Source organism: Caballeronia humi (assembly GCF_001544475.1).
In the GTDB taxonomy this organism is placed as follows: Bacteria; Pseudomonadota; Gammaproteobacteria; order Burkholderiales; family Burkholderiaceae; genus Caballeronia; species Caballeronia humi.
In genome coordinates this window covers 341093-361831 of record NZ_FCNW02000003.1, presented here as the reverse complement: position 1 = coordinate 361831, position 20739 = coordinate 341093, and the positions used below count along the sequence as shown (strand labels likewise).

Annotated in this window: 18 protein-coding genes and 1 pseudogene; 13 read left to right on the top strand and 6 right to left on the bottom strand. The window is 62.7% G+C overall.

Annotated elements, in window-relative coordinates; translation table 11 throughout:
* The 8 genes and pseudogenes from AWB65_RS36855 to AWB65_RS06275 form a co-directional block, all read left to right on the top strand.
* Positions 1-339 (top strand): annotated as a pseudogene (locus AWB65_RS36855) (methyl-accepting chemotaxis protein); the annotation flags it as partial.
* A 159-nt stretch (positions 340-498) separates the two neighbouring features.
* The gene (locus AWB65_RS06300; RefSeq protein ID WP_087666306.1) at positions 499-1260 is read left to right on the top strand and encodes a 2-keto-4-pentenoate hydratase; all 762 of its coding nucleotides are present in this window, start codon (positions 499-501) and stop codon (positions 1258-1260) included.
* Positions 1257-1583 (top strand): hypothetical protein, encoded by a 327-nt coding sequence (locus tag AWB65_RS35440; RefSeq protein ID WP_125474075.1) that lies wholly within the window; start codon positions 1257-1259, stop codon positions 1581-1583. Before AWB65_RS06300 ends, AWB65_RS35440 begins: the two co-directional genes overlap by 4 nt.
* A 223-nt stretch (positions 1584-1806) precedes the next feature.
* The gene (locus AWB65_RS06295) at positions 1807-3729 is read left to right on the top strand and encodes a PrkA family serine protein kinase (RefSeq protein WP_087655941.1); all 1923 of its coding nucleotides are present in this window, start codon (positions 1807-1809) and stop codon (positions 3727-3729) included.
* A gap of 211 nt (positions 3730-3940) precedes the next feature.
* Positions 3941-5206, top strand: coding sequence for a YeaH/YhbH family protein (locus AWB65_RS06290; RefSeq protein ID WP_087666305.1), 1266 nt, complete (start codon positions 3941-3943; stop codon positions 5204-5206).
* Positions 5203-6852, top strand: a complete 1650-nt coding sequence (locus tag AWB65_RS06285) for a SpoVR family protein (protein ID WP_087666304.1) — start codon at positions 5203-5205, stop codon at positions 6850-6852. Before AWB65_RS06290 ends, AWB65_RS06285 begins: the two co-directional genes overlap by 4 nt.
* Before the next feature lie 144 nt (positions 6853-6996).
* Complete coding sequence (locus AWB65_RS06280; protein ID WP_200821669.1) at positions 6997-7242, top strand: AbrB/MazE/SpoVT family DNA-binding domain-containing protein; 246 nt, start codon at positions 6997-6999, stop codon at positions 7240-7242.
* A complete protein-coding gene (locus AWB65_RS06275) occupies positions 7242-7664 on the top strand; it encodes a type II toxin-antitoxin system VapC family toxin (protein WP_087666303.1) in 423 nt (140 codons plus the stop codon). The genes AWB65_RS06280 and AWB65_RS06275 overlap by 1 nt, the downstream gene beginning before the upstream one ends.
* A 15-nt stretch (positions 7665-7679) precedes the next feature.
* On the opposite strand, the gene AWB65_RS06270 is transcribed toward AWB65_RS06275, so the two are convergent.
* Positions 7680-8741, bottom strand: coding sequence for an AI-2E family transporter (locus AWB65_RS06270; protein WP_087666302.1), 1062 nt, complete (start codon positions 8739-8741; stop codon positions 7680-7682).
* A 246-nt stretch (positions 8742-8987) separates the two neighbouring features.
* Here AWB65_RS06270 and rarD point away from each other — a divergent pair, with 246 nt between their 5' ends.
* Both rarD and AWB65_RS06260 read left to right on the top strand, forming a co-directional pair.
* A complete protein-coding gene (gene rarD, locus AWB65_RS06265) occupies positions 8988-9890 on the top strand; it encodes an EamA family transporter RarD (RefSeq protein WP_087666301.1) in 903 nt (300 codons plus the stop codon).
* A complete protein-coding gene (locus AWB65_RS06260) occupies positions 9887-10546 on the top strand; it encodes a Rossmann-fold NAD(P)-binding domain-containing protein (RefSeq protein WP_087666300.1) in 660 nt (219 codons plus the stop codon). The genes rarD and AWB65_RS06260 overlap by 4 nt, the downstream gene beginning before the upstream one ends.
* Before the next feature lie 6 nt (positions 10547-10552).
* Here AWB65_RS06260 and AWB65_RS06255 read toward each other — a convergent pair whose 3' ends face one another.
* Together AWB65_RS06255 and AWB65_RS06250 are read right to left on the bottom strand one after the other, a co-directional pair.
* Entirely contained in the window at positions 10553-11548 is a 996-nt protein-coding gene (locus AWB65_RS06255) for an aldo/keto reductase (protein ID WP_087666299.1), read from the bottom strand.
* A gap of 66 nt (positions 11549-11614) precedes the next feature.
* Positions 11615-13036 carry a DHA2 family efflux MFS transporter permease subunit gene (locus AWB65_RS06250; protein ID WP_374729731.1) on the bottom strand — a complete coding sequence of 474 codons (1422 nt, stop codon included), beginning with the start codon at positions 13034-13036 and terminating at the stop codon, positions 11615-11617.
* 91 nt (positions 13037-13127) lie between these two features.
* Between AWB65_RS06250 and AWB65_RS06245 the strand changes: the two genes are divergently transcribed.
* From AWB65_RS06245 to AWB65_RS06235, 3 genes are all read left to right on the top strand, one after another.
* Positions 13128-13988, top strand: a complete 861-nt coding sequence (locus tag AWB65_RS06245; protein WP_087666297.1) for a LysR family transcriptional regulator — start codon at positions 13128-13130, stop codon at positions 13986-13988.
* A 185-nt stretch (positions 13989-14173) separates the two neighbouring features.
* Positions 14174-15463, top strand: a complete 1290-nt coding sequence (locus AWB65_RS06240; protein ID WP_087666296.1) for an acyl-CoA dehydrogenase family protein — start codon at positions 14174-14176, stop codon at positions 15461-15463.
* A gap of 618 nt (positions 15464-16081) precedes the next feature.
* The gene (locus tag AWB65_RS06235) at positions 16082-17734 is read left to right on the top strand and encodes a tannase/feruloyl esterase family alpha/beta hydrolase (RefSeq protein ID WP_087666295.1); all 1653 of its coding nucleotides are present in this window, start codon (positions 16082-16084) and stop codon (positions 17732-17734) included.
* A gap of 13 nt (positions 17735-17747) precedes the next feature.
* On the opposite strand, the gene AWB65_RS06230 is transcribed toward AWB65_RS06235, so the two are convergent.
* From AWB65_RS06230 to AWB65_RS06220, 3 genes are all read right to left on the bottom strand, one after another.
* On the bottom strand, positions 17748-18119 hold the full coding sequence (locus AWB65_RS06230; protein WP_087666294.1) for a DUF2917 domain-containing protein: 372 nt from the start codon (positions 18117-18119) through the stop codon (positions 17748-17750).
* A gap of 299 nt (positions 18120-18418) precedes the next feature.
* Positions 18419-18658, bottom strand: coding sequence for an alkylphosphonate utilization protein (locus tag AWB65_RS06225; protein WP_087666331.1), 240 nt, complete (start codon positions 18656-18658; stop codon positions 18419-18421).
* Positions 18659-18758: 100 nt separating this feature from the next.
* Positions 18759-20687, bottom strand: coding sequence for a hypothetical protein (locus AWB65_RS06220; protein ID WP_087666293.1), 1929 nt, complete (start codon positions 20685-20687; stop codon positions 18759-18761).
* Positions 20688-20739 lie beyond the last annotated feature (52 nt).

Below are 20739 nucleotides of genomic sequence, written 5' to 3'. Positions count from 1 at the left end.
GCATCGGAAGAGCAGAGCAGCGGGATCGATCAGGTGGCGCGTGCCGTCACGCAAATGGACGAAGTGACGCAGCAAAACGCGGCACTCGTTGAAGAAGCGGCCGCTGCGGCGCAATCGCTGGAGGATCAGGCCGGGCGTCTGCGTCAGGTGGTTTCCGTGTTCCAACTGAACGAAAGCGGCGCTGCGCCAGTAGCGCCTGCGCGGTCGAAGGCCAGTCCGCGGCCGGTCGCGCGCAAACCCGCCGTCGCCGCGCCCGCCAAGCGCCCGATGATGACGGCGCCGCGCACTGTGGCACCGGCTGCCGCAGCAACAGCATCGGGCGACTGGGAAACCTTCTGATCATCCTGCCCGGATCGCTGTTACAAAGTCGCTGAACGCGCGCCGCGAAAGCCTTTCGCGGCGCGCGTTTGTTTTTGTAACAACCATGACGGCTTCGCACCGCGCCGGTAACTCGTACACTGATGGCACTTGTCCGTCACGCTTACGAGGAACTCCGACATGACCGAATCGACACTCGCCGCGCAACTCGTCCGGGCGCGCGAGCAGCACACGTTGATCGACGAACTCGCCGCCCGCGACATCCCCGCCGACACTGGCGCCGCCTACGCCATCCAGCACGAGGTCTTGCGGCTGCGCAATGCGCAGATCGGCGCGTGGAAGATCGGCGCGCGCACGCCGTCGGCGCCACCCGCTGGGGCACCGATCGAAGCGTCGCTCGTGCATGCATCGCCGGCGCGGCTCGAGATCGCGTCGTTCTTTCGCGTGCTGGTGGAAATGGAGATCGCGTTTCGCTTCGACCGCGCGCTGCCCGCGCGCGCCGAGCCTTACGAGCGCGACGAAGTGCTCGGCGCGATCGGCGGGATGGCGGTGGCGCTCGAAGTCGTCGACAGCCGCTTCGCGCAGTGGCCGAACCTGGCGCCGCTCGCGCAACTCGCCGATGCGCAGAACAACGGCGCGCTGGTGGTCGGCGCCATCGAGCCTTACAACGTGATCGCGCCCGGTTTCGACTTCCTCGCGCCGCGCCTGGAACTGACGCTCGACGGCGTCTCGATCGTGCCCGACACGGGCGGCAATCCCGCGGGCGATCCGCGCGAACTGCTCGTCTGGTTCGTCAATCACTGTTCGCGCATGGGCCTCGCGGTCGAGCCCTTCTGGACCGTTACAACGGGCACCTATACCGGCGCGCACCGGATCGAAGTGCCGGGACTCGTGCACGGCTCGATCGACCGTGTCGGGGAGATAGAACTCGCACTCGTATGAACCAGAAGATGATGCGCAAACCCCACAAACAAATCCGCGACGTTTGGCCGATGGCCCGTAAATCCATATCCATCAAAAGGGTATCGGCATGCAAAGAAGATTCGATGCGCGATATCGAAACGGCAAGTGAAAATTACACACCGCTGGAGCGTAACGTTCGGTGGCACACGATTGAAAAAGGCATTGCCATTGCATTCAGAACGATTGTGTATCGAATGCGACGACGTGGGACACGCGCATGGCAGCACACCACGCCGCCGACTGCCAGGGCAGAGGGTTCGCGATGGCGTCCTGCTGGGGATAACTGTGCTGCTACGAGGTGAAGCGAACAGGCAAGCGGGACTTGCGGCAACACGATAGGGACATCGGGACTGAGGATTGTAGGTGAACGAAAATAATCCTCCAAGCTAGGAATTCTTCGAAGCAAATCACCCACGCAAGTGCGTGAAAAAAAATTCGAAAGGGTTTAGGATGAATTCAAGCGATGTCGTTTCGATTACGCGCTTTGCGCACGGCAACGTTTTCTGACTTCGGCGAGGAGGTAGCATGGATATCTACAGCAGTTTCGCGACGCGCTTCGAAAAAACTCGCGAGGAGGAATTCTCGCTCGAAGAGTACCTCGCGCTCTGCAAAGAAGATCCCGCCACGTACGCAACGTCGGGCGAACGCATGTTGACGGCCATCGGTGAACCCGAGCAGGTCGATACACGACTCGATCCGCGTTTATCGCGTGTGTTTGCGAACAAGGTCATCAAGGTGTATCCGGCATTCCGCGAGTTCTACGGAATGGAGGAAGTGATCGAACACGTCGTGTCGTACTTCCGGCACGCGTCACAGGGTCTCGAGGAAAAGAAGCAGATCCTGTATTTGCTCGGGCCTGTCGGCGGCGGCAAGTCGTCGATCGCGGAGCGCCTGAAGCAACTCATGGAGCGCGTGCCGTTCTACTCGATCAAGGGCTCGCCTGTGAACGAGTCGCCGCTCGGTCTCTTCGACTACGACGAAGACGGTCCCGTGCTTGAAGAGCAGTACGGCATCCCGCGCCGTTATCTCAAGAGCATCCTCAGCCCGTGGGCGGTCAAGCGCCTGCACGAATACAACGGCGACATCCGCAAGTTCCGCGTCGTGCGGCGCTATCCGTCGATTCTTCGGCAGATCGGCATCGCGAAGACGGAACCGGGCGACGAGAACAATCAGGACATCTCGTCCCTCGTTGGCAAGGTGGATATCCGCAAGCTCGAAACCTACTCGCAAGACGACGCCGACGCCTACAGCTACTCCGGCGGCCTGTGTCTCGCGAATCAGGGCCTGCTCGAATTCGTCGAAATGTTCAAGGCGCCGATCAAGGTCCTGCACCCGCTGCTTACCGCGACCCAGGAAGGCAACTTCAAGGGCACGGAGGGCTTCGGCGCGATTCCTTTCGATGGCGTGATCCTCGCTCACTCGAACGAGTCGGAGTGGAAGGCGTTCCGCAACAACAAGAACAACGAGGCACTGCTCGACCGGATCTTCGTCGTGAAGGTGCCGTACTGCCTGCGTTACAGCGAAGAGGTCAAGATCTACGAAAAGCTGCTGCGTAACTCGTCGCTGGCCGAGGCCGTGTGCGCGCCCGGCACGCTCAAGATGATGGCGCAGATGGCGGTGCTCACCCGTCTGCACGAGCCGGAGAACTCCAGCCTCTTCTCGAAGATGCAGGTCTACGACGGCGATAACCTCAAGGACACGGACCCGAAGGCGAAGTCGTATCAGGAGTATCGCGACTTCGCGGGTGTCGACGAAGGCATGACCGGTGTCTCGACGCGGTTCGCGTTCAAGATCCTGTCGCGCGTCTTCAACTTCGATTCGGCGGAAGTCGCCGCCAATCCGGTGCATCTGATGTACGTGCTCGAACAGCAGATCGAACGCGAGCAGTTCCCGCCGGAGACGGAGCAGAAGTATCTGTCGTTCATCAAGGACGTGCTGGCTTCGCGCTATGCCGAGTTCATCGGCAAGGAGATTCAGACCGCGTATCTGGAATCGTATTCGGAGTATGGACAAAACATCTTCGATCGCTACGTGACCTATGCCGACTTCTGGATTCAGGATCAGGAGTTCCGCGATCACGATACCGGCGAGAGCTTCGACCGCGCGGCGCTCAACGCCGAGCTGGAGAAGATCGAGAAGCCGGCGGGCATCAGCAACCCGAAGGACTTCCGCAACGAGATCGTGAATTTCGTGCTGCGGGCGCGGGCGGCGAACGGCGGCAAGAATCCGGCGTGGATCAGCTACGAGAAGCTGCGCGTGGTGATCGAGAAGAAAATGTTCTCGAATACCGAAGAACTTCTGCCCGTCATTTCGTTCAATGCAAAGGGATCGGCGGAAGAACAGCGCAAGCACGAAGACTTCGTCAATCGCATGGTCGCGAAGGGCTACACGCCGAAGCAAGTGCGGCTCCTCTGCGACTGGTATCTGCGCGTGCGCAAGTCTTCCTGACCGAGGGCAAGAGCCAACAGCATGACTGAATCGTGAAACCCTACGTATCAGGTCCGCGTCACGTCGCCAGGATTGCTCGTGCAATCACCGGCGGCGCAGCGCGGGCACCTTGCGAGGCGTGACCGACGGCATCCGCCCACAGGCCACGGCCACATGCGGCGGAAGTCAGCGCAGCGCCTCGCTTCCTCGCCAATAACGCGGGAGACTGGATGTGCTGCACCAAATCATCGACCGCAGGTTAGCCGGTAAGAACAAGAGCATCGCCAACCGCGAACGCTTTCTGCGCCGCGTGAAGAACTACATTCGCCGCGCGGTATCCGACGCGGTGCGCGACCGCAGCATCAAGGACATTCAAAACACCCAGAGCATCACGATCCCGAAGAAGGACATCGCCGAACCGTCGTTCCGGCATGGCCCTGGCGGCAAACGTGAACTCGTCCACCCGGGCAACGCCGACTACATTCGCGGCGACAAGATCCAGCGCCCGCAAGGCGGCGGCGGTGGCGGTGGCAAGACCGCCAGCAACGAAGGCGATGGGCAGGACGACTTCGTCTTCGAGCTGTCGCGCGAAGAATTCATGCAGTACTTCTTCGACGATCTCGAATTGCCCCGGCTCGTCAAAACCCAGTTGCTCGCCGTGCCAACGTGGAAAAACGTCCGCGCGGGATGGGCGGCGGAAGGCACGCCGAACAACATCGACGTGGTGCGCTCACTGCGCAGCGCGCTCGGGCGGCGGATCGCGCTCGGCTCGCCGCTTTTGAGCCAGTTGCACGAGATGGAACGGCAACTGGAAGAACTCAAGGAAGAGAAGGCCGATCCTGACGACATCGCGCGGCTCGAAGCTGACATCGTGATCATGAAGGGCCGCATCACGCGCATCCCGTTCATCGATCCGTTCGACCTGCGCTACGTGAATCGCGTGAAGCAACCGACGCCGTCGAGCAAGGCCGTGATGTTCTGTCTAATGGACGTCTCGGGTTCGATGGACGAGCAGAGGAAGGACCTGTCCAAGCGCTTCTTCATTCTCTTGTACCTGTTCCTGAACCGCAACTACGAGAAGATCGAAGTGGTGTTCATCCGCCACCACACGCGCGCCGAGGAAGTCGACGAAGACACGTTCTTCCATTCGACGGAGAGTGGCGGCACGGTCGTTTCGAGCGCTTTGGAGCTGATGAAGAAGATCATGAACGAGCGCTATTCGCCGACTGAATGGAACATTTACGGCGCACAGGCCTCGGACGGCGACAACTGGACCGACGATTCGCCCAAGTGCCGCAAGCTTCTGTCGGAAGACATCCTGCCCAAAGTACGGTATTTTGCCTATATTCAAGTGGCGCCCGAAGAGCAGAACTTGTGGCTGGAGTACGCTCAACTGGCGCTGACGGCGCCAGAGCTCGCGATGAAAAAAGTCGAATCGGCCGCGGACATCTATCCGGTGTTCCGTGAACTGTTCGAGAAGCAACAGGCGGCTGCATGACGACAAGGCATCTCCACAACGAAGCGCGTGGTTATAACCTGGACGGCATCGCGGACGACCGCTCACCGTCGAAGCTGGAAGCGGAGCAACGGAGCGCGCCCTCGCCGGCGCGGAAGGAAGGCAGCATGAATGTTGCGGAAAAAAGGCCGTTGCCGTGCCCGTCGGACTGGACCTTCGAACTCATCGAGGAATACGACACCGAAATCGCGCGCGTCGCCGAGCGGTACAAGCTGGACGTCTATCCGATCCAGCTCGAACTGATCAGTGCCGAGCAGATGATGGACGCGTACGCGTCGGTCGGGATGCCGGTGAACTATCGGCACTGGTCGTTCGGCAAACATTTTCTATCGACTGAGAAGAGCTATCGGCGCGGGCAGATGGGGCTCGCGTACGAAATCGTCATCAATTCGAATCCATGTATCGCTTACCTCATGGAAGAGAACACGATGACGATGCAGGCGCTCGTCATCGCGCATGCCGCGTACGGGCACAACTCGTTCTTCAAGGGCAACTACCTGTTCCGCCTGTGGACGGACGCGCACGCGATCATCGATTATCTCGTCTACGCGAAGAATTACATCGCGGAGTGCGAGGAGCGTTACGGGCTGGATCACGTCGAGGAACTGCTCGATTCATGCCATGCGCTGATGAATTACGGCGTCGATCGCTATAAGCGGCCGCAGAAGCTGTCGCTGGCGAAGGAAGCCGCGATGCGCCGCGAGCGCGAGGCGTATCTGCAGTCGCAGGTGAATGAACTGTGGCGCACGTTGCCGAAGGGCAAGGCGCAGACCGCCGAGGAAATCGAAAGCCGTTATCCGCCGGAGCCGCAGGAAAACCTGCTTTACTTCGCGGAGAAGAACGCGCCTCTGCTGGAGCCTTGGGAGCGGGAAGTGATCCGCATCGTGCGCAAGGTGGGGCAGTACTTTTATCCGCAGCGTCAGACGCAGGTGATGAACGAAGGCTGGGCTACGTTCTGGCACTACACGCTGCTCAACACGCTCTACAACGAAGGCCGGCTCGAAGACGGCTTCATGATGGAGTTCCTGCATTCGCACAGCAACGTGGTGTATCAGCCACCGGTGACCAAGCCGTATTACAGCGGTATCAATCCTTACGCGCTCGGCTTCTCGATGATGAGCGACATCCGCCGCGTCTGCGAGAACCCGACCGATGAGGATCGCGAGTGGTTCCCCGAACTCGCCGGCAGCGACTGGCTGGAAGCGCTTCACTACGCGATGCGCAACTTCAAGGACGAGAGCTTCATCGCGCAGTATCTGTCACCGCATCTGATCCGCGAGATGCGCCTCTTTTCCATCCTCGACGACGACATGCGCGACGCGCTCGAAGTGTCGGCGATTCATGATGAAAGCGGATATCGGTATGTGCGGCAGGCGCTGTCGCGTCAATACGACATGCATCATCGCGAGCCGAACATCCAGGTGTATTCGGTGAACACGCGCGGTGACCGCAGTCTCACGCTGCGGCATTTCATGACGGACAACCGGCACCTGTCGAACGACAGCGACGAAGTGCTCAAGCACATGGCGCGGCTGTGGCAGTTCGACGTGTATCTGGAAAGCGTCGATGAAAACGGGACGGTGAGGAAGCGTTTCGACTGCAAGTATGTGCCGCGTGAGGCGCGGTAAGTGAGGCGGTTGGCTAAGCAAAGCCCGCGTGAGTCGACGACCACGCGGGCTTTTTAACGTCTGCGAGTGGAAAAATGACAATCATCAGCACCCGCAAAGGAGTTATAATGTATCTACATTATTGTAGATCATCGAGGTGACCGGATGAACTTGCTAGTAGCAAAATGGGGTAACAGTCTCGCCGTGCGTATCCCGGCGGATTACGTGCGCCGAACAGGCATCAAGGAGGGCGATCAGGTGGAGGCGCATCTGACCGCTGACGGCGGGCTGAGTCTTCGCGCAGCGAAGTGGGATCGCAAGGCTTTCGTGCAGGAACTGGAGAAGACGCGCGAGGCTATGCCGATGACCGAGTCAGTCATGGACGAACTACGTCGCGGGGCCCGCTACTGATGGTGTACGTCGATACAAGCGTATTGGTACCGCTTTGCGTGAAGGAACCAAAAACCGCCGCCGTCGTAAGCTGGTATGAGGACTGCAACGATGAACTGGCCTCCGCCGCGTGGTGCGTGACGGAATTTGCCAGCGCACTTGGCATCAAGCAGCGAACAGGACAAATATCGGAAGAGCAGGGGGCCTCGGCGTGGCAAGCGTTCGAGCGTCTGTGCGCTGGCGATTTGCAACTGTTGTCCCTTGAAACCGCGACGTTTCACCGCGCCGCCGTGCTCACGCTGGACGCGACAACCGGCCTCCGTGCGGGCGACGCGCTGCACCTTGCGTGCGCGCTCGAAGCCCGAGCCAAGTCAATGGCGACCCTCGATGACGTGCTTGCTCGCAACGCCAAGCGGCTCCGGATCAAGCCGCTCGCATTCTGACCAGCTCCGACGAATCTACAACTCCGTCCCCGTCTCCTCGCCCTGCGCGAACAAATCCCAGCTCGCCATAAAAAGCGCCGCCACCAGCGGCCCGATCACGAACCCGTTGATGCCAAAGAGCGCCATGCCGCCGAGCGTCGAGATCAGCACGACCCAGTCGGGCATCTTCGTGTCCTTGCCGACGAGAATCGGCCGCAGCACGTTATCGACCAGACCGATCACCACCACGCAGAACACAATCAGGATCACGCCGCGCCAGATATCGCCTGTCAGCAGGAAATAGGCGGCGGCCGGCGCCCACACAAGGGCGGCGCCGATCGCCGGCAAGAGCGACAGGAACGCCATCAGCACGCCCCACAGGAGCGACCCCTGGATGCCGAGAATCCAGAAGATCAGTCCGCCGAGCAGCCCCTGAACCGCCGCCACCGCGATATTGCCTTTCACGGTCGCACGCACGACCGTCGTGAACTTGGCGATCAGATGCATCTTGTGCGCTTCATCGAGCGGCAACGCGCGGCGAATGCGACGGCCAATTTCGCCCCCGTCGCGCAGCAGGAAAAACACGAGGTAGAGCATCACGCCGAAGCTGATCACGAACTGGAACGTGTTCTGCCCGATGCTGAGCGCCTGTTCCGCGACGAACTGGCTGATCTGCGCGGCGCCCGCGGTCAGACGGCGCTGGATGCCGGGGATGTCGTCCAGACCGAAGCGGCCGAGCAGATTCTGCACCGACGACGGCAACGCGTGCACCGCTTGCTGAAAGTAGTGCGTGAAGTTCGGCTGGCCGGACTTGATCTGCGTGTACGCGAGCGTGATTTCCTGCACGAGCGTGCCCGCGACCAGCGCGAGCGGCAGGATCACGATGAGGATGGTGATCGCGAGGGTCGTCAGCGCGGCGAGGTTGCGGCGCTTGCCGAAGCGCACCGTGAGCCACCGCTGCATCGGCTGGAAAAGAATCGCCAGAATCGTGCCCCAGAAGACCGCGCCAAAGAACGGCAGCAGGACCCAGGCGAATGCAACCGTCACAACCAGTAGCAGAAAATGAAAGAAATGCTGATGAACGGAGTTGTTATCCATTATGTCCAGAGAGGTCAGGGCGATGCGGTGGCGGATGCCGTCGCTGCATAGCAAAAAACAGGCCGGGGAATGCTAACACGCGCGTTTTTTGCCTCGATTTGAGCGTGAGGAGTAGCAAACGGTTCGCGTGGCACCACAAACGCGATTAGGGAAAACACACTCGAGTCGACTAAAATCCGACACTTCCGCGCGACGGGCCTTACTACGTTGCCGCTCGTCCAGAACCGTCTTTTCGCCCAAACCAAAATGAATCCAGGAGTCGTCTACGCATTCTCGGCGTTTGCCATCTGGGGACTGTTTCCGTTGTATTTCAAGGCGTTGCATTCGATCGGCGCCGTCGAGATGCTCACGCACCGGATGGCCTGGTCGATGGTGTTCCTGTTCATCGTGCTGACGGTGCGCCGTCAGTGGAGCTGGCTCTGGCCCGTCATGCGCAACCGGCAGCAGCTTGTGCGATTCATCGCGAGCGCGGTGCTCTTGTCGACGAACTGGGGCATCTACATCTGGGCGGTCAACGATGGCCGCATCGTCGAGGCGAGTCTCGGGTACTTCATCAATCCGCTCATCAATGTGCTATTCGGCATGGCGTTCCTGCACGAACGGCTTCGGCCGTTGCAATGGGTATCGGTCGCGATTGCGGGGGCGGGGGTTGCGTGGCTCACGTGGGTGAACGGTGCGCCGCCGTGGATCAGTCTTGCGCTCGCACTGACGTTCGGCGGATATGGATTGCTGCGCAAGACCGCGCATCTCGGGGCGCTCGAAGGGCTCACGCTCGAGACGATGCTGCTTTGTCCGCTTGCGGCGGCCTATCTGCTCTTTCTCGGGATTCACGGGACGAGCGGATTCGGGCATGCATCGGTTGGGGTGCAGATTCTGCTGGTCGCAGCCGGGCCGATTACCGCGATCCCGCTTTTGCTGTTCGCTGCAGGCGCGCGTCGCATCCCGCTTTCGATGCTCGGGCTCATTCAGTACATCACGCCGACGTTGCAGTTGCTGATCGGCGTGATTGTGTACGGGGAGCCGTTCGGGCACGACCGGCTGATCGGATATGGGGCGATCTGGGCGGCGCTGGCGGTTTATTCCATGGAAGGAATCTGGCGTTCGCGCCTGACGACCCCGCGCTCACCGTCCGGAGCCGACGTGCGATGAAAGTCATCCTATTCGGCGCAACAGGTATGGTCGGGCAGGGCGTCCTGCGCGAATGCCTGCTCGACGCGGACGTCACCGAAGTCGTGACGCTCGGCCGCACGGCGACAGGCGTCGCGCACCCGAAGCTGCGCGAAATCGTGCATCGCGACCTGTTCGATTACACGACGCTGGAAAGCGACCTCACCGGTTTCGATGCGTGTTTCTTTTGTCTCGGCGTGTCGTCGTTCCGGATGAGCGAGGCCGAGTACACGCGCCTCACCTACGACATGACGATGGCTGCTGGGCAGACGCTCGCGCGACTCAATCCGCAGATGACTTTCGTCTACGTGACGGGCGCCGGCTGCGACAGCACCGAACAGGGTAGCAGCATGTGGGCGCGCGTGAAGGGCCGCACCGAGAACGCGCTGCAGCGGCTGCCGTTCAAGGCGGCGTTCATGTTCCGCCCCGGCGCGATCGTCCCGATGCACGGCGTGCGCTCGAAAACCGCGCTGTATCAGACGATTTACTCGCTCACGCGCCCCGTATTGCCGCTCCTGCAGCGCATGTTTCCGAACGCGATCGTCACGACCGAGCAAGTCGGGCGCGCGATGCTCGCGGTCGCGAAACGAGGCGCGCCATCGCCTATCCTGGAAAGCCGGGACATCGCGCGGTACTGAGACGACTCAGCGCGGCGCATCGCCCCACCGATACTCGACCGTAGCCTCATCGAGCTTTGCCTTGACCTCAGGATCGAGCACGAGATCGATCGCGGCGAGCGTATCGGAAAGCTGCTCCGCGCGGCTCGCGCCGATGATCGCCGAAGTCACAGCCGGATTCGCCAGCACCCAGGCGAGCGACGTTTTCGCCAGCGTCTCTCCCGTCTGCGCAGCGATCGCCTTCAGCTTCTCGATCGTCTGGAACTCGCGCTCGTGCCAGTAGCGCTGCGTGTACATTTCGCCAGCTTTGCCGACCGTCGCGGTAAAGCGACCTTCGGAAGGCACCGCATCATGCCGATGCTTACCGGTCAGCAACCCACCCGCGAGCGGGTTATAGGGAATCACCGCAAGCTGCTCCTCGGTCGCGAGCGGCAGCAATTCGCGCTCGATCTGCCTGAACAGCAGGTTGTAACGCGGCTGCACCGACACGAAGCGGGACACCCCCAACACATCCGACCGCCCCAGCGCCCGCGCCAGCCGATAAGCCAGAAAGTTCGACACCCCGATATAGCGCGCCTTGCCTTGCCGCACGATGGTATCGAGCGCTTCGAGCGTCTCGTCGAGCGGCGTGTCGCGATCGTCGGAATGCAGTTGATACAGATCGACGTAATCGGTATTCAGCCGCTTGAGCGACGCGTCGATTGCATCGAGCAAGTGCTTGCGCGACGCGCCCTGGTCCCACGCCGATGGCCCCATCTTGCCGACCGCCTTCGTCGCGAGGATATAGCGGTCGCGCTTGCCTTTCAGCCATCGTCCGACGATTTCCTCCGTGCGTCCAGCCACCGATTCAGTGCCGCCGAGCGGATAGACGTTGGCCGTATCGATGAAATTGACGCCTGCGTCGGCGGCCTTGTCCATGATGCTGCGCGACGCGTCTTCTTCTGTCTGCAAGCCGAACGTCATCGTGCCGAGGCACAGGCGCGAAACAGTGAGACCGGTGCTGCCGAATTTTCGATATTGCACGATGAGGCTCCGTAAGCGGTTAGTGACGACGGGTAAGGATAGCCGTCTCGGCGCGAGCCTGCAGGGTCACTGTGCCGTCGCCGGGCGGGGCGCCGGTTGCGGCGCTGCGTCGAGCCTGCGGAACACGAGTGCCGAGAGCAGCGTAATCACGCCCACGCATACGAAGCTCAGCCGGAAGCCGAGCGCGGCCGAGCCGAACTCGCCGTCGAACACTTGCACGAGCCCGCCGCCGATCGACACGCCCATCCCGATCGCGAGCATTTGCACCATCGAGAAGAGGCTGTTGCCGCTGCCCGCGTCCTTGATCGAGAGCCCTTTGAGCGTGACGCTGTTCATCGCCGCGAACTGCATCGAGTTGCACGCGCCGAACACGGCGAGGATCGCGATCTCGATGACGAGCGGCGTCGCAGGCGAAAACGCCGCAAAGCCGACGATCGATGCGCCCACCAGAATCGTGTTCACGAGCAGGAACGTGTCGTAGCCGTAGCGCTTGACGAGCGGCGCGATCCAGCCTTTCGCGATCGTGCCGGCGAACGCGGCGGGCAGCATCATGAGGCCGGAATGCAGCGGGCTGTACCCGAGTTCGAGTTGCATCAAAAGCGGCAGCAAAAACGGCACGGCACTCGATCCGACCCGGCACAGCAGGTTGCCGATCAGCCCGACGCTGAAGTTCGGCTCGCGAAAAAGCGCCAGTTCGAAGAGCGGATTCCTGCGTCGCCGAGCGTGCGGAATATAGGCGAGCGCCGTAACCGCGCTGATCGCGAAGAGACCGACAGCCACCAGTCCGCGATGCTCATGCACCGGACTATCCAGCGCCAGCGAAAACGACACCATGCACAGCGACAGCAAACCGCAGCCGACGAAATCGAACGGCGGCGCATCGGCGATAGCGTCGTCCGGCAGAAAGCGATGCGCGGCAAGAAGCCCGAGCGCGCCGATCGGCACGTTGATGAGGAAGATCCAGTGCCACGAAATCGATTCGACGAACCAGCCGCCGAGTGTCGGTCCCAGAATCGGGCCGACCTGTCCGGCAATCGAGATCACGGCCAGCGCCGAAACGTAAGCCTCGCCCGTCACGCTGCGCAGCACGGCGAGGCGCCCGATCGGCAGCAGCATGGAGCCGCCGATGCCCTGCAAGATCCGCGCGATCACCAGCTGGTTCAGCGTGTGCGCGCCCGCGCAGCACAGCGAGCCGATGACGAACAGCAGAATCGCGACGAAATAGACGCGGCGCGTGCCGAACCGGTCCGCGAGCCAGCCGGAGGCCGGCGTGAGGAGCGCCATCGTCAGCGTGTAGGCGACGACGATCGATTGCATCGCGAGCGGATGCGCGTGGAGGCTGTGGGCGATCGAGGGCAGGGCGGTGTTGACGATCGTGGTATCGAGCGCCTGCATGAAAAAACCGACGGCGACGATCCAGAGAAGGGCCGTGTGGGAGGACTGTCTGGTCATGGGAAGTGTAAAAAGGCGGGGGCGGCGCCTGAAAATGCCATGTGTGAAATATTAGTGACTGTCGAAGCTATCGGGAACCCCTCTAGCCACGTTGACTGCAATCGCCAAATCCGATCACAATTGCCCAATGCTCAATCCCGTCTGGCTAAGCACCTTCGCGACGGTGGCCGCGTCGCACAGCTTCACCGACGCCGGCCGCCAGCTCGGCCTCACGCAGTCGAGCGTGAGCGAGCACATCCGGCGGCTGGAGGAAAGCGTCGGGCGGCGGCTCATGACGCGCGATACCCACTCGCTCGCGCTCACCGCCGACGGCGAGGCGATGCTCGTCCACGCGCGCGTGATCCTGGAAGCGATGTCGCACGCGGAGTCGCAGTTCCGCTCGCCGCGTCTGCGCGGTCGCGTGCGCCTCGGTTCCTCCGACGATCTCGCGCTCGGCCCGCTGCCCAGCGTGCTGGCCGCGTTTCGGAACACGCATCCCGACGTCGAGCTCGAAATCACGATCGGCATGACGGGGCAGCTCTATCAATTGCTCGATGCCGGCGCGATCGATCTGGCGGTCGGCAAGCGGCGTCTCGGCGACGCGCGCGGCACGCGGCTCTTCAGCGGGCGGCTGGAGTGGCTCGCGAAGCCCGGCACCGTGGTCGATCTGGATTCGCCGCTGCCGCTGATCCTCGTCGCCGAGCCGAGCGTGACGCGCGCCGTCGTCCTCGATGCGCTCGCGATGGCCGGCGCGCGCTGGCAGATGGTCTGCACGAGCAGCAGCCACGCGGGCTGCATCGCGGCGGCGCGCGGCGGGCTCGGGCTCACGGTGCGATCGCATTTCCTCGCGGGGCGCGGGCTTGCGGCGCCGGTCAATCGGGCGGCGCTGCCGGATTTGCCGGAGGTCGAATTCATCGCGCTCGGGGCGAAGCATTTGAGCCGGCCCGCCGAGACGTTGCTGCAGCTTTTGCAGGACAGCGACCTGCGAGGCGAATGGGATGGGGAATAGACGGCAATTGCCGGGCGTTTGTCCTTGGCGGGACGCGGATCGAGCGCGTCGCCGATGGCAGGAAAGTGGATGAATGGGCCGGACTGCGCTCGCCGCGCGCATATCGTTAGCAAATTTGCTTCGTTGTGTGTGGGATGGCGTCGAATTTATGCTCTTTCGATACGATTCCAAAGTGGAGAAAGCACATGACAACGACCCAGACGCCGCTTGGCGACGCGCAACTGCTCGAACGCTTCTCGGAGGTGTTCGAGCACATCGCGGCGGGCGCGGTCGAGCGCGAGCAGAAGCGCGAACTCGCGAACGATGCGGTGCGATGGCTCAAGGAGTCGGGTTTCACGGCGCTGCGCGTGCCGCGCGAATACGGCGGCGGCGGCGTGACGCTGCCGCAGTTCTTCCGCCTTCTGACGCGGCTCGGCGAAGCCGATTCGAACCTGCCCCAAATCCTGCGGCTTAACTTCGGCTTCATCGAAATGCGCCTCGAAAGCGACGACGAAGCCGTCCGCCGCCGCTGGCTCACGCGCGTCGCAAAGGGCGAGACGGTCGGCGCGGCGATTTCCGAGCGCACCGGTTCGACGCACAACACGGTCACCGTGACGCGGGACCGCGCGAGCGGCGAGTGGCTGCTGAACGGCGAGAAGTACTACAGCACGGGCGCGCTCTATGCCGACTGGATCAACGTCACCGCGCACGATGGTGAACAGGACGTGCATCTGCTCGTGCGCGGCGACGCGCCGGGCGTCACGCGCCTCGACGACTGGGACGGCTTCGGCCAGCGCTTGACGGCGAGCGGCACGACGCGTTTCGACAACGTTCGCGTCCCCGACGATCAGATCCTGCATCGGTTCAAGGCATCGGAGCCGCGCCGCAATACGCTCGTGACGGCGTTCTATCAGACCGTACACCTCGCGACGCTCGCGGGCATCGCGCGGGCGGTGCTGCGCGATGGCGTCGCGTTCGTGCAGGGACGCACGAGGACGTTCGGCGTGCCGGGGCGCTCGAGCCCGCGCGACAATCCGCTCGTGCATCGCGTGGTCGGGCGGCTGGCGAGCCTCGCGTTCGCGGCGGAGAGCATTGTCGATTCGGTGTCGGCGGCACTGGAGAACGTGCATCGGGCGCGAGTCGAAGGCCGGGCGACGACCGAGGATTACATCGCGCTCGACATCCAGGTCTACAAGGCGCAACAGATCGTGATCGAGCAGGTACTGGAGGCATCGACGCTGCTGTTCGAGGTCGGCGGGGCGAGCGCGACGAGCGAAGCGCGACGCCTCGACAGGCACTGGCGCAACGCGCGGGTGCTTGCGTCGCATAACCCGGCGATCCAGCGCGAGGCGGCGGTCGGCGCGTTTCATCTGAACGGCACGGCGCCGAATGAGCGGTTCAGTCTCGCGCATACGAAGGACGAGGAGGGCGCGCGGAATGTTTCCGGTGCGCGGGCAGCGCATCTGGATGCGGCGTTGGCAGAGAGCGGGCGATAAGCGGCGGCCGTTACCCGAACGGCCGGCGGCTCTCTGGCACCGGGAGGATTCTTCGCGGGCCGTGCCTTCTCAGCCCGCAATGAGAAGCCGCTGTCAGAAATGGGGCACCGTCGATCGGATGACCGGATGGAACCGCTCGGCCAGGGTCGCTGAACCGTAGCGATATTCAATGTCAGTCCCTGGTCGGGACGTACTTCAACACGACGACACGCACCTCCCTCGGCTCGAAAAATTTGCCCGTTGTCACGAACGAGCAGGGCGCAGCGAGTCCCGTTGGGGAAATTCTTCATCGCTCGAATCGTTTCACGCATTTCATCTGCATCGACACCCTCCCTTTACGGTTTGCTGCACGACTCAAGCATATCCAGACGAGTGCGCCGCCGCTATTAGCCGGATGGCCATGTTTGCGGGCAAGAGACCGACTGCGATTCGCAATCGCCAACGCGATCCGTAAGACATAAAGAGAAAACGGCTTACAGATTGCTCCCTTTGAAACTCTTCTTATATATTGAGCGGCATTCCGTCCCCGCCATTCGATAACGCCGCCGCCGAGCGCCGCATACCGTGCACGCGACTTGCGCCAGCACCGTGTACCCAGCGCCCGTCAGCGAACTACAAGTGACCCCCATCGCCGCTTTTTCGCGCCTCGTCTTCGTTTTACTTTTTGCTTGCGCGCTCGCAGCAAGCCAGCCAGCCCGCGCCGCCTCCTATCTCACGAAACACTGCGCCGACCTCGAAGGCAAGACCGTGCCGCCCTCGATCATCGGCTTGCCGACCCGCGGCGCCGTCATCGGGTCTGCATCCGTCGTCAAGGCCGCTGCGCCGGGCAACCGCAACGGCGAATACTGCCGCATCGTCGGCGCGATCAAACCGATTGAGGACAGCACGCCCGACATCCGCTTCGAAGTGAACCTGCCGACCCGCTGGAACGGCCGCGCGCTGCAGATGGGCGGCGGCGGTTATAGCGGCGTCGTCGTGAGCGGCACCGAGCCGATGTCGTTCGCGCCCGACTCGACGCCCCTCGCGCGCGGCTACGCGACCTTCGGCTCCGATTCGGGCCATGTCGGCAACGCGGGACGCGCGGACTTCGCTGCCAACGACGAAGCGATCCTCAACTTCGGCTTCGGTCATCTGAAAAAAACCCACGACGTCGCGCTCGCGCTGATCCAGATGGGCTACGGGCGCGACCCGGAAAAAACCTACTTCGCCGGCGGCTCGACGGGCGGCCGCGAAGGCTTCACGGTGATCGAGCGCTATCCGCGCGACTACGACGGCGTGATCGCCAACGCGCCCGCGATCAACTTCGCGGGCGTCCGGCTGATGGGCGTGGCGGTGGGGCAGGCATCGTATGGAAAACCGGGCGGTTACGTCGGGCTCGCGCAGCAGCGGCGCGTATTCGACACCGTCCTGCACGAATGCGACATGCTCGACAACGCCGCCGACGGCATCGTCAGCAACGTGGAAGCGTGCCGCAAGCTGGAGCCGCAGATCATCGCGGCCGTGCGCTGCGCGAACGGACAGCGGCCTTCACTGCGCGACAGTTGCCTGTCGGACGCGCAGATCGCGACGCTCGACACCTTGCGCGACGGTCTGAACCTGCCGTACATGCTCGCGTTCGGCGTCGATACGTATCCGGGCTACAACGTCTATCAGGGCGTCGATTTCTCGGGCGTGCTCGGTCTCGGCGACTCACCGACGCTCGTGTTCCCGCCGGCCTTCAGCGTCAACGGCTATCTCTTCGCGCAGGGCGACGCGTACGTGAAGCATTTCGTCACGCGCGACCTGTCGTACAACAGCATTGGCTTCGACATCGCGAATCCGGGACGCTACGGGCGGCGGCTGATGGCGCTCTCGGCGGCGGTCGGCGCGATGAACTCGGATCTTTCCCAGTTCATCGCGCGCGGCGGCAAGCTGATCGCCATGCACGGACTCGCCGACGAAGTCATCAGCCCGAACCAGACGATCGCGTTCTACCGGCGGCTCATCGCGCGTTACGGACAGGACGGCGTCGATTCGTTCATGCGCCTCTACATGGTGCCGGGCTTTCAGCACGGCAACGGCGTGTTCATCCCGTCGTGGGACGAACTCGGCGCGCTCGACCGCTGGGTCACGGACGGCATCGCGCCGGAGACGCTCGTCGGCACCGACATCGCGAGCGCGACGAACGGACGCTCGCGGCCGATGTGCCGTTATCCTGCCTATCCGCGCTATGTCGGCAAAGGCAACGTCAACAATGCGGCAAACTTCCGCTGCGTCTATCCGGGACCGTGAGCCCGTCGGCGAGCTAGAACGCACTGGCGTTGCTGCCGCGTGCGACCCGCGGCCAAAGCCTTGCGAGCCAGCGGCCGAGTTGCGTCATGCCGGTGCGCCGGTACGTCGTGAGCGACACTTCGAGCGGCCCCTGCGCATCCGACGACACCCATACGCGCTCGCCGCGCGCAAGACACGCGACATCGCCGGGCAGGAGCCAGTAGTCGTACGGATCGCCTTCGCGCGTAAGCCACACCGAGGCTTCATCGACTCGCAGCTCGGCATCGCGTGCAACGCGCCATGAGAGCGTCTGACGCGGCTGGACGTCGAAATACACGACGGTTCTCGCCCTCGAACCGCGCGCAACGCGGCTTTGCTTTTGGGATTGCTGTGACACTTCGGACATCGCGCTTCTCCAGTTATGAGCCGAGGAAGACGGAGTCGCACGCAAAAAACAAAAGGCCCCGTCTTTCGGCGAGGCCTTCGGAAATCGAATGTGTTTGCTCAGGTGTTGCTAGCGCACGCGTTCTCCCGATGACCCGCCAGTGGCGTTCATTGGGTAATTAATCGGGACGATGGAGAGAAGGCGGCTTGCGTGCATGAGTCAGAGTATGCTGCGGGCGTCGATTCGCTGTCAATAACAAGATAGCGGGTAAGCGCGCGACGGTTGCTGCATCGAACGCTCAGGCTTTATCGGGACAACGCTTAGACTTTCTTCAGGAATGCAGTCTTCAGGACGAGCCCTTTTACTTTCTCGACGTTGCATTCGATCTCTTCGTCGTCATCGGTCAGGCGGATGTTTTTCGCGATGGTGCCGCGCTTGAGCGTCACCGATGTGCCCTTGACCTTCAGGTCCTTGATCAGTTGCACGGAGTCGCCGTTGGCAAGCGGGTTGCCGTTGCTGTCGCGAACGGTTCGCGTGTCGTTGTCGTCGGTATTGCTCATGATCGGGTCCTGTTGCGATGGAAAATGCGCGCCATTATAGAAAAAGGCCCGGAGCATCGATACGCTCCGGGCCTTCGCGACCATCAAGTCATGAACAGACTCACGAGCCGGTATAACCCACCGGCTTCGTCGAGTTGTTCTTCGCGACGTCGGCGTTCGTCGATACCACGTACTGCGGCAGCTCCGTCAGCGTCACCGTCACGACGCCGTTGCTGTACGGCACGCTCGACGGATTGCCCATCGCGTCGATCAGTTGCACCGTGCCGCTCGTGCCCGGCGCATCGACGCTCAACGGGTACGCCTTGCTGTACGTCGTGCTGAAACCGACGCTCGCGTCCCACACCGCGTTGTTGTGCGTCCAGAGCGCGGTGACCACCTTGCCGCCGCTGCCGCGTTGCTGGAACGAGTAGGCGTAGACGCCCGTCGGCGTGTTCTTCACGGGGCCGAGCGTCGTCGTGCCGTCGAGGATGCGCGTCATCGCGGCGACGGTCATCGCGGCCGGCTTCGGGCTGATGTTCGTCGTGCCGAACGCGGCCTGCGGATTGTCGAGATCGAAGAACGTGCCATAGCCCGTCTCGCCCGGGAAGTCCGGCCCGAAGAACACGTAGGTCTGATCCGCGCCTTCGCCGAGCAGGATCAGGTGCGCGCGCGCCACGACCGCGCCGTGCGCGAACAGCACGTTCGACGTCGGATAGCTCGGGTTATAGGTCGTGCCGAGGTCATAGCTGATGCCGGTTTCCGTCACGAAGAGCTTCATGCCCGGCTTGTAGTCGGCGGCCATTTCCGCGCGCAGGTTGCGCATCTCGTTGATCAGCGAGTTCGCGGCATCGGCCGGGTTCGGCTCGGTGTGGCGGCGCTCCGGCGGATGCGACGGCGACGTGCCCGCGTCGTAGTAACCATGGGTCGCGATGCCGTCGATGTAGTTCGCATAGCCGAGCGGCGCGAGTCGCTTCAATCGATCGGTCGTGAGCGACGGGAACGGCTCCGCCGGGCCCATTACGACGGCGTTCGGGTCCTTCGAATGCAGGCCCTGGTAGGCGGCCTTGTAGAGCGCGACGAAGTTCGCGTCCGTATCCTTCCAGAGGATGTACGGCTCCCACGTCACCTGATAGTAGTTGGACTGCTGCGTCGAGTAGTTGCGCGCACGGATCGCCTCGGTTTCAGCGCCGACGCGGCCCAGGTAGTTCGAGAAGTAGTTCAGGTCGACGGGGACGTAGCCGTAATCCGGCGACAGTCCGTGGCCGCTCGCCCAGCCGGGGATGCCGTCGAGGCGCACGAGGCGCATCACCTTGCCAGACGTGTAGAACGGATCGAGATTGTTCGCCGATGCGTTGAACGTGTTGCGCCCGCTCGGCTCCATCACGGACATCTGGCGGTCGTCGATCGTCGACGAGATGCCGAGTGCCGCGAGCGCCGGGCCGTTGCCGTTGAAGCCCTGCATGCCGAAGCGATGCTGTTCCTGATGCGCGTAGCTGGGCGCGGGGAGCGTGCCGGAGAGGTCCGGCAGCACGCCGAACGTCGTGAAGCCGTTCGGCCGCGTGCCCGAGGTCTGGATCATGCCGCCGCCTTTCGCGAGGTTCGCGGTGACGGCGAAGAAACCCGCCATCGTCGACGTGCAGGTGAGGGTGGTCGTCGTCGCCGATGCGGGCACGGCGAAGCTGCCGCTCGCGACCGTCTTGCTGACGGCCGTGGAGATCGTCCAGCGGAGCGTGTCTGCGCTGCCGGCGCGCGTCGTGATCGCGAGCTTGAAGGTGCTGCCGGACGGGTAGAGACGCGTCTTGTCGGCACTGATGGTGTCGGCGGTGATCTTGCCGCTGCCGGACGTTGCCGCCGCCGCCGACGGCGACGCACACGTGATCTTCTGCGGCGTCGCGGCGTTGGCCGTCGCCTTCAGATTGGCGGCATCACCGGATGTGTTTTGCGTGTTGGCCGTCGCGGCGAGATCGGAACTGTCGGAGCCGCCGCAGGCTGTGAGCGCGCCGGCGATGGCGAGCGCAATCGAAGAAAGGAGTAGAGGATGCTTGTTCATCGGATATCGGTTTCGTACGGACTGGCGCCCGGTGACGCTCTCGTGAGACGCG